Consider the following 4,948-nt stretch of genomic DNA (forward strand, 5'->3'; position numbering starts at 1 on the left):
CGTCGGCGTGTCGTGGGCGGAGGAGTGCGCCGGATGGGGGTCGACGAAGCGGTCGGCTGTGCCGGGCACCGCTGAGGAGACCCCCATCCGGCGCGCCCCGGCACTCACTCTCGGGTCAGGCTCCTAGCCGAGTCTCCCGCGCTCGAGCCAGATCGCGGCCTCGGCGGGCAGCACCGCCTCGACGCGATGTCGATACGCCGCGAGCTCGTCTTCGCTCAGAAGCTCCCGCCAGCGGCCGTTCGTGCCCTTGAACAGGAAGCCCTTGGTTCCGCCCTCGAACGCGAAGCTCAGATCGCCGACCATCGCCTCGTTCTCGCGCATCGACTCGAACGTGCAGCGCTCGACGAGCGCGGGCCAGCGGCTCTCGGGTATCGAGATCTCCAGGTGCCGCGCGATGCGCCGCATCTCGCCGTCGAGGTCGCGCTTCAGGTCGTTGAAATGGACCGGCAGCAGGCGTTTATCGAGCCGCATCGCCCAGTAGCTCGCGACGGTCTCGAAGAACACGCCGTCGGCCTGCAGCCAGCGGGCGAAATAGCCGTGCAGGTCGCCCTCCGGCACGGGCATTGGCTCGATCCCGTCGCTTCGCGCCTGCTGGTTCAGCATCTCGGTGAACTTCATCCGGTCCATGTGGTTGACCAGCGACATGAAGGCGTCGCGCCCGTCGCGCGCGACGAAGACGTACTTCGCGTCCGGAAACCACGGGATGCCGTCGGCCGGCGTGTGGCTCTTCATCACGCGCCGGAAGTCCTGGGCGCGGAGCATGGCGTGCACGGCGTCGGCCGGCAGAAACAGCGCCTCGATCCAGGGCGAGATCTGCATCACCGGTCCGGGCAGGTTCCCGTCCGGCCAGAACAGATTGGCGATGATCGTCTGGGTCCAGGTCGTGCCGCACTTCGGCGGCGTGCAGACGAAGACGTCGCCCGGACGCGGCTCGAACTCGGCCCAGCGCGAGTTGTCGAAGAGGGCGGTGCGGTAGGGGCGCATTCGGGCTCCGAGGCGGAAGATCGGGCGTTACTCTACCGCACGAGGGGAAGGGATGATCCGGACCGAGCGACTGCTCCTGCGCCGCTTTCGCGCGTCGGACCGCGCTGCGTTCGCGGAGCTGAATGCCGATCCGCGCGTCACGGGGTTTCTGGCGGGGGCGCTCTCGCGCGGCGAGAGCGATGCGCTGGTCGATCGCATCGAGGCTCACTTCGACGAGCACGGTTTCGGGCTCTTCGCGCTGGAGATCACGGGCGTCGCACCGTTCGCGGGCTACGTCGGGCTGTCGGTGCCGCGCTTCGAGGCCGCGTTCACGCCCTGCGTCGAGATCGGCTGGCGTCTCGCGGCGGAGCACTGGGGATCGGGCTACGCGAGCGAGGCCGCGCGCGCGGTGCTGGCCCACGGCTTCGACGTGGTCGGCCTGGACGAGATCGTCTCGTTCACGGTACCGGCGAACATGCGCTCGCGAAGGGTGATGGAGAAGCTCGGAATGAGTCGGCGCGCGGCGGACGACTTCGACCATCCGGCGCTGCCGGAGGGGCACCCGCTGCGGCGGCACGTGCTCTACCGGCTCGCAGCACCTCGAGCCTGAGCTCAGCGCGCGAGCAGGCCGAATGCGATCAGAGCCAGGAGGAGCGCGGGCATCAGGCGCAGCGCCCAGAGCCAGGCGGACCCGAGCCGGCGCCCGCCCAGCTCCGAGAGCGCGAGCGCCCGCGCGCGCGGCAGGACCCAGCCGCAGAAGACCGACACGCCGAAGCCGCTCAGCGGAAGCATCAGGTTCGAGACGAAGGCGTCGCTCGCGTCCAGGATCGGTCGGCCGAGGATCCTCACGCCGCGCAGCAGCCCGTGGCTCGCCGCGCTCGGAGCGCCGGCGAGCAGCACCGCCGCGCCGATCAGGGCCACGGCGCGCGCGCGTGAAAGGCAGAAGCGACTGATCGCCGTGGCGACCGGCACCTCCATCATCGAGACCATCGAGGTCAGCGCCGCGGCGCTCAGTAGGAAGAAGAACACCGGCGCGACCAGCCAGCCCACGGGCATGGAGGCGAAGACCTGCGGCAGCGCGACGAAGGCGAGCTCCGGTCCGGAGCGGGGATCGATGCCGAAGGCGAATACGGCCGGGAAGATCGCCAGGCCCGCGACGATCGCGAACAAGGTGTCTCCGGCGACGACGGCCACGGCGGAGCCGCCGACGCTGAAGTCGTGGCGCATGTAGCTGCCGTAGGTGACGAAGATGGCCGAGCCGACGCCGACCGAGAAGAACGCCTGACCCAGCGCCGCGGCTGCCACCCGCGGATCGGCGAGCGCGCTCCAGTCCGGCTCGAACAGGAACGCGACCCCGCGCTCGCTGCCCGGCAGCGTCAGCGCGAATCCCGCCAGCGCGATCACGATCAGCGCCAGCAGAGGCATCAGCGCGGAGTTCAGGCGCTCGATGCCGCGTGCGACTCCGCCGGCGACCACCAGCGCTGCGCCCAGGACCATCGCGGCTTGCCAGGCGAGCGGCTCGGCTGCGCGGCCGATGAAGTGCCAGAAGTGCGCGGCGTGGTCCGGAGCCGCGACGTGAGACAGGGCTCCGCTCGCCGCGGCGACGAAGTAGCGCAGCGCCCAGCCCGCAATCGCGCTGTAATAGGCGAGCATCATCCCCGCGCTCGCGACCCCCAGCCAGCCGCTGCGACGCCAGGCCGAGCGCGGCGCGAGCCGCTCGAAGGCGCTGACGCCGTCCGCCGCGCCCGCCTTGCCGATCGCGAGCTCGGCCATCAGCAGCGGCAGCCCGATCGCGATCACGAGCAGCAGGTAGACCAGCAGGAATGCGCCGCCGCCGTTCTCGCCGGCGACGTAGGCGAAGCGCCAGATGTTGCCCAGCCCCACCGCCGAGCCGATCGACGCGAGCACGAACCCGGCGCGTGAATTCCAGCTCTCCCGCACCGCCGGAGCCCTACCGGGTCGCCTCGCCGTCGAGCAGCCGAAGCTCGCAGAAGCGGCGCACGGAGTTGATCAGGTAGAGGGCGCTCGCGCTCCGCAGCGCCTCGATCGCGAGCGGGGCCTCTTCGATCTCGCCGCGCTCGAGCAGGTGACACCGGAACGTGCCGGGAAGCAGGCCCGACGACACGGGCGGCGTGAGCCGGCGGCCGTCGATCTCGAGCACCAGGTTCGCGCTGCAGGTTTCGGTCAGCTCGCGGCGTTCGTTCCAGAGCAGCACGTCGTCGGCGCCCGGGCGCGAGGCGAGCGCGCGCTCGTACACGCCGCGTCGCGAGGTCTTGTGGCGCAGGAACTCGTCTTCGCTAGCGACGGGCGCCGCGGCGAGCGCGACGCGCACCGGCGTGCTCGGCCGCACGTCGACGTCCTGGATCGCGATCGCGCCATCGGACGAGAGCTCGAGGCGGATCTTGCGCGGCCGGTCGGGCAGAATCGCGGCGCGCTCGTCGAGCGCCGTGCGAACGGCGCCGGGATCGAGCGCGAAGCGGAAGTGCGCGGCCGACTCCGAAAGCCGCCGCAGATGCCGCTCGAGCAGGAAGTAGCCGGACGGCGGCTCCCAGAGCAGGGCTTCGTAGAGCTGAAACGCTTCGGCCATTCGGGACCTCTGTAGCACAGCGGGCGAGCGGCTCGTGTACGTTGCGATCGGACCGGACCGGATCGAGGAGAGCGCGGATGTTGAGAGTCGTGGGAGCGGGAGTGGGTCGAACCGGGACGCTCTCTCTGAAGGTCGCGCTGGAGCGGCTGCTCGGCGTGCCCTGCTACCACATGATGGAGGTCTTCGGTCACCCCGAGCACGTTCCGCTCTGGCGCGACGCGGCCCGCGGCAAGATGCCGGACTGGAAGGCGCTGATGCACGGCTACGCGGCGGCGGTCGACTGGCCGGCGTCCGCCTTCTGGCCCGAGCTCGCGAGCGCCTTCCCCGATGCGCTGGTGCTTCTCTCGGTGCGCGACGCGGAGGCCTGGTGGCGCAGCGCCAACGGCACGATCTTCCCCGCGACCGAGCGATCCCCGAGCGAGCTCTGGCGCTCGATGGTCGACGAGATGTTCGCCTCGCGCTTCACGCCCGCGATCCGCGACCGCGACGCCTCGATCGCCGCGTTCGAGCGCCACAACGCGCGAGTTCGGGCGGAGATTCCCGCGCGAAGGCTGCTCGAGTGGCGCCCGGGCGACGGCTGGGAGCCGATCTGCCGCGCGCTCGGGCTGCCGATTCCCGCCGAGCCGTTCCCGCACACGAACACGACGGCGGAGTTCAACGCGCGACTCCCGTCGCCCGCGACCCCTCAGGGTCGGAGCTGATACTCGACGTCGGGCTCGCTCTCCGGCGGCGGACTCACGCCAAAACGCACCGCGCGAAAGCCGTGCTTCTCGTAGAACGCGCGCGCCTTCGCGTTCTTCACGTGCGTGTGCAGCTCGAGACCCTGCGGCGAGAGCGCAAGCGCCTTCCGAAGCAGCGCCTCGCCGACGCCGCGGCGCTGCCGGTCGGGGCGCACGTACAGGCGGTCGACGTAGATCCCGCGCAGCGCAAGGAAGCCGAGCACGTCCGCGCCCTCGACGGCGATCCAGACCGAGCTCCGCGGAAGGATCTCGCTTCGGAAGAACGCATCGTCCTCTTCGAGCGTTCGCCCCTGCTCCTGCGGGATGAAGGCGTACGTATCGCGCTTGGTCTCGTGCCAGACGCGAACGACGGAGGCGATCTCGCAAGCGTCGGGCGCGCGGATCTCGATCACCGCGCGAGTCTCGCACGCGCCGCGCGTTTCGGGCAGCGAACTCTCGACGCCCGGTCCGCCTCCGGTCTACGATTCCGAGATGCCAGCAGCCAAGGCGAAGCGGCCGCCGCGTGTCGTCCTGCTCGTGGGAACCCGAAAGGGCGCCTTCGTATTCCGCGCCAACCCCTCTCGCACGCGTTGGCGCGCCGAGGGACCGCACCGCTTCGGCGAGATCGTGAACCACGTCGTGCTCGATCCGCGCGATCGCCGTACGCTGCTCTGCGGGG

Annotated in this window: 7 protein-coding genes; 3 read left to right on the top strand and 4 right to left on the bottom strand. The window is 70.8% G+C overall.

Annotation, left to right across the window (positions count from 1 at the left end; all coding sequences use genetic code 11):
• Positions 1-123: 123 nt before the first annotated feature.
• A complete protein-coding gene (locus FJ108_17890) occupies positions 124-984 on the bottom strand; it encodes a sulfotransferase domain-containing protein (GenBank protein MBM4337763.1) in 861 nt (286 codons plus the stop codon).
• A gap of 52 nt (positions 985-1,036) precedes the next feature.
• On the opposite strand from FJ108_17890, the gene FJ108_17895 reads away from it, so the two are divergent.
• Positions 1,037-1,573 (top strand): GNAT family N-acetyltransferase, encoded by a 537-nt coding sequence (locus FJ108_17895; protein MBM4337764.1) that lies wholly within the window; start codon positions 1,037-1,039, stop codon positions 1,571-1,573.
• Between the two features lie 2 nt (positions 1,574-1,575).
• On the opposite strand, the gene FJ108_17900 is transcribed toward FJ108_17895, so the two are convergent.
• Both FJ108_17900 and FJ108_17905 read right to left on the bottom strand, forming a co-directional pair.
• Positions 1,576-2,904, bottom strand: a complete 1,329-nt coding sequence (locus FJ108_17900; protein ID MBM4337765.1) for a sodium-dependent transporter — start codon at positions 2,902-2,904, stop codon at positions 1,576-1,578.
• Between the two features lie 10 nt (positions 2,905-2,914).
• Positions 2,915-3,550 carry a hypothetical protein gene (locus tag FJ108_17905; GenBank protein ID MBM4337766.1) on the bottom strand — a complete coding sequence of 212 codons (636 nt, stop codon included), beginning with the start codon at positions 3,548-3,550 and terminating at the stop codon, positions 2,915-2,917.
• 77 nt (positions 3,551-3,627) lie between these two features.
• Between FJ108_17905 and FJ108_17910 the strand changes: the two genes are divergently transcribed.
• The gene (locus tag FJ108_17910) at positions 3,628-4,251 is read left to right on the top strand and encodes a sulfotransferase family protein (protein MBM4337767.1); all 624 of its coding nucleotides are present in this window, start codon (positions 3,628-3,630) and stop codon (positions 4,249-4,251) included.
• On the opposite strand, the gene FJ108_17915 is transcribed toward FJ108_17910, so the two are convergent.
• Complete coding sequence (locus FJ108_17915; GenBank protein ID MBM4337768.1) at positions 4,236-4,718, bottom strand: GNAT family N-acetyltransferase; 483 nt, start codon at positions 4,716-4,718, stop codon at positions 4,236-4,238. The two genes, FJ108_17910 and FJ108_17915, sit on opposite strands and share 16 nt — an antisense overlap.
• 43 nt (positions 4,719-4,761) lie before the next feature.
• Between FJ108_17915 and FJ108_17920 the strand changes: the two genes are divergently transcribed.
• Positions 4,762-4,948: glycosyl hydrolase (locus FJ108_17920; GenBank protein ID MBM4337769.1), on the top strand; the 187-nt coding region annotated here is incomplete at its 3' end.

It is taken from the genome of Deltaproteobacteria bacterium (assembly GCA_016875225.1).
Classification (GTDB): Bacteria; Myxococcota_A; UBA9160; order SZUA-336; family SZUA-336; genus VGRW01.

Bases quoted from the DNA above. Each gene is read 5' to 3' on its own strand.
- FJ108_17895 (MBM4337764.1), top strand. From the start codon at position 1,037: ATGATCCGGACCGAGCGACTGCTCCTGCGCCGCTTTCGCGCGTCGGAC.
- FJ108_17890 (MBM4337763.1), bottom strand. From the start codon at position 984: ATGCGCCCCTACCGCACCGCCCTCTTCGACAACTCGCGCTGGGCCGAG.
- FJ108_17905 (MBM4337766.1), bottom strand. From the start codon at position 3,550: ATGGCCGAAGCGTTTCAGCTCTACGAAGCCCTGCTCTGGGAGCCGCCG.
- FJ108_17910 (MBM4337767.1), top strand. From the start codon at position 3,628: ATGTTGAGAGTCGTGGGAGCGGGAGTGGGTCGAACCGGGACGCTCTCT.